General features: G+C 70.2%; 4 protein-coding genes and 1 pseudogene. 4 read left to right on the top strand and 1 reads right to left on the bottom strand.

Annotation, left to right across the window (positions count from 1 at the left end; all coding sequences use genetic code 11):
- A partial coding sequence (locus tag D7Y13_RS40325; protein WP_244222446.1) for a MotA/TolQ/ExbB proton channel family protein occupies positions 1 to 705 on the bottom strand: 705 nt, incomplete at its 3' end.
- 42 nt (positions 706 to 747) lie between these two features.
- On the opposite strand from D7Y13_RS40325, the gene D7Y13_RS40320 reads away from it, so the two are divergent.
- The 4 genes and pseudogenes from D7Y13_RS40320 to D7Y13_RS49635 all read left to right on the top strand — a co-directional run.
- Positions 748 to 1575 (top strand): DUF4292 domain-containing protein, encoded by an 828-nt coding sequence (locus D7Y13_RS40320; RefSeq protein WP_120535128.1) that lies wholly within the window; start codon positions 748 to 750, stop codon positions 1573 to 1575.
- A gap of 59 nt (positions 1576 to 1634) precedes the next feature.
- Positions 1635 to 2390 carry a cyclic di-GMP-binding domain-containing protein, MshE-related gene (locus D7Y13_RS40315; RefSeq protein WP_120586152.1) on the top strand — a complete coding sequence of 252 codons (756 nt, stop codon included), beginning with the start codon at positions 1635 to 1637 and terminating at the stop codon, positions 2388 to 2390.
- A 9-nt stretch (positions 2391 to 2399) separates the two neighbouring features.
- Positions 2400 to 2810, top strand: a pseudogene (locus D7Y13_RS48455) (cyclic di-GMP-binding domain-containing protein, MshE-related); the annotation flags it as partial.
- A gap of 55 nt (positions 2811 to 2865) precedes the next feature.
- Positions 2866 to 3041: aldehyde dehydrogenase family protein (locus tag D7Y13_RS49635; RefSeq protein ID WP_244222447.1), on the top strand; the 176-nt coding region annotated here is incomplete at its 3' end.

Genomic DNA, 3041 nt, shown 5'->3' with positions numbered 1-3041 from the left:
GGGCGGCGCGGGCGGGATGGACGGCTCGCGCGAGGGGGGCGGCTCTGGCAACAGGCCCCCGGTGGCGCGCTCCTTGAGCAGCTCGGAGAACTCGTCGCCCAGCAAGCGCAGCTCCACGAGCACGCGGGAGAGCCGCGCCTGGAAGTAGTTGTAGAAGACCATCGCCTGCACGGCGACGAGGATGCCCACGGCGGTGGCGACGAGCGCCTCGGAGATGCCCGTCATCACGGCCGCGGAGCCGCCGGTGCCGCCGGCCTCCACGTCCACGCCCAGGTCCTTGAAGGAGCGCATGATGCCGGCCACGGTGCCGAAGAGGCCCACGAAGGGCGTCGTCGAACCGATGGTGGCCAGCAGCCACAGGTTGCGCCGCAGCTTGAGGCCCACCTGGGCGCGCTCGCGCTCCACGGCGGACTCGATGCCATTGCCGCCGCTGGCGCGGCTTCGCTCCCAGCGGTCGAAGCCCGCGAGGAAGATGTCGGCGGCCACCGCGTCGGAGCGCTCGGCGGCCGTGCGGGCCGCGGCCACGTCCCCGCGAAGCAGGTGCTTGTGGACGATTTCGCCCAGGTTGCGGGACCGCTCGCTCACACCCCAGAGGGCGATGAGCCTTTCGATGGCCACGCCCAGGGCCACCACGGAGGCGCCCAGGAGGAGGGCGAGGGTGACGCCGCCCAGGCGAAGGTAATGAAGTAGATCGTTCAGGCTCATGGTTGATGACCGGGCAGGGAGCCCTGGCTCACACTAGGACATATGAACCGCGCAGCCGCCGCAATCTTCCTGGCCCTCCTCTGTTCGGCCTGCCCCAAACGCCTCGAGTTCGGTCCGGAGGGCCGCATCGAGGACGCCCAGACGCTCTACCAGCATGTGCAGGAGCGGCAGGGTCAGGTGGTGAACCTGGAGGGCGACTCCAAGCTGCGCGTGGACTCCCCCCAGGGCAGTGGAACGCTCTCCACCTTCCTCTCCATCACCCGGCCGGGCCTCATCCACCTGGAGACGTACGACTTCTTCAACCGCCCGGTCGCCTCGCTCGTGTCCGATGGGACGCGCTTCGGCGTCTACCAGGCGCAGGGCAACACCTACTTCCAGGGGCCCGCGAGCCCCGAGAACGTGTCCCGCTTCCTGCCCATCGTCCTGCCGAGCGAGGAGCTGGTGGCCGTCATGCTGGGCCAGGTCCCCCTCCTGCCCCCGGAGTCCATGACCCTGGAGCTGAACGAAAAAGAGCGCGTGTACGTGCTCACGCTGGTGCGCGGCGCGGCCACGCAGACACTCCGCGTGGATCCCCGGCACCTGCGGGTGGTGAAGAGCGAGGTGCGGGGCGTGCCGGGCTACGACCTGGCGTTCGAGGACTTCAAGCAGCGCGGCGAGCTGCTCTTCCCCGGCAAGGTCATCCTCACGGCGGCCCAGGCGGACACGAAGCTGGAGCTGCGCTACACGGAGATCACCCTCAACGGCCGGCCGGACCTGACGCTTTACGAGCTGACGGCCCCGGAGGGCGCGAAGGTGGTGGACGTGGACGCGCGGGGTCGGGAGCTGGGTGGGGGTGCGGTGTCGCAGCCGCCCCCGGCGCCGGGTTCCTGAGCTTCCAGGCGTCGAAAGGCAGCGCCCCGGCCCAAGTCGGGTACACTGACGCGCACGACATGGCACAGATCAAGCTCGGAGAACTGCTGATCAAGGCGAACGTCCTGCAGGAGAGCCAGCTCAAGGCGGCGCTCGCCGAGCAGGCCAAGTGGGGCGGGAAGCTGGGCGAGATCCTCGTCCGGATGAACCTGGTCTCCGAGGACATCCTCGTGCGCGCCCTGTCGAAACAGCTGGGCATGCCGGCGGTGAACCTGGACGCCGTGCAGATGGTGCCGCCGCACGTGAAGGCGAAGATTCCGTCCCAGACGGCGCGCGACTTCTCCGTCGTGCCGCTCCAACTGCGCGACGACGGCAAGACGCTGGTGGTGGCCATGTCGGACCCGCTCAACGTGCGGGTGCTGGACGAGCTTCGGGCCCTGTCCAAGTGCCGCATCGTGGCCAACGTGGCGGGCCGCACGTCGGTGGCGCGGGCGTTCGCGCGCCTCTACGAGGAGTCCGCGGAGCTGGAGGACGCGGACACCAACTTCAAGGTGGTGGACGCCCAGGGGCGCACCGTCGTGAAGAACCTCAAGGACCTGGATCCGGCCGCCGCCGTCGCCACGTCCGCCCCGGCCCGTCCGGCGGCCCCCGCGGCCCGTCCGGCGGCCTCCGCGGAGGCGCCCCGCGCGGCGGCCTCCGGCAGCCCCGCGGAGCTGCTCAAGAGCGTGGAAGAGGTCCAGCGCAAGGAGGTCGCGGCGCTCAAGGCCATGGTGGAGCTGCTCATCGAGAAGGGCGTTTTCTCCCGCGAGGAATACCTCGCCAAGGTCAAGCGGTAGCCAGCGGCCATGCGCAAGAAGATTGGTGAACTCCTCGTCCAGGCCGGAGTGGTCACGGACGAGCAGGTGAAGCAGGCCCTGGCCTCCGGGCGGCGCGGTCAGGGCCGCAAGCTGGGCGAGGTGCTGGTGTCCATGGGCCTGTGCACGGGCCGGGACATCGCGCGCGCGCTGGCGGCGCAGCACGAGCTGCCCTTCGTGGAGATCCCCGAGTACATCCCCCATGGGGTGTCCTCGCTGGTGTCCATGGACTTCCAGACCGAGCACCGCGTGCTGCTCTTCGCGCTGGAGCAGGACGGCCGCAGCGAGAAGCTCCACGTCGCGGTGGAGGACCCCGGCAACCTCATGCTGGTGGATGAACTGCGCTTCCAACTGCGCAAGCCCCTGAAGGTGTTCGTCGCCTCCTCGGACGACATGGATCAGGCCCTGGCGCGCGGCCGGGGCGAACCGCTGGACATCGTGGAGGCCGAACCCATGGATGAGATGGACGACGCGGACGACTCGCCGGACATCCTGCCGTCGCCGCCGCCCGCGCCCGCACGGTCCTCCGCGCGCCCGCGACCTGGAGCACGCCGTGGAGCTGGCCAACGCGACCCCGTTCGGCCTGGGCGCGAGCGTGTGGACGCAGGACGCCGCCGAACAGCGCCGGTTCAT

The sequence above is a fragment of the Corallococcus praedator genome (assembly GCF_003612125.1).
GTDB lineage: Bacteria > Myxococcota > Myxococcia > Myxococcales > Myxococcaceae > Corallococcus > Corallococcus praedator.
Note: the sequence above shows the minus strand (reverse complement) of the source record. Positions and strands in the feature narration are given on the sequence as shown.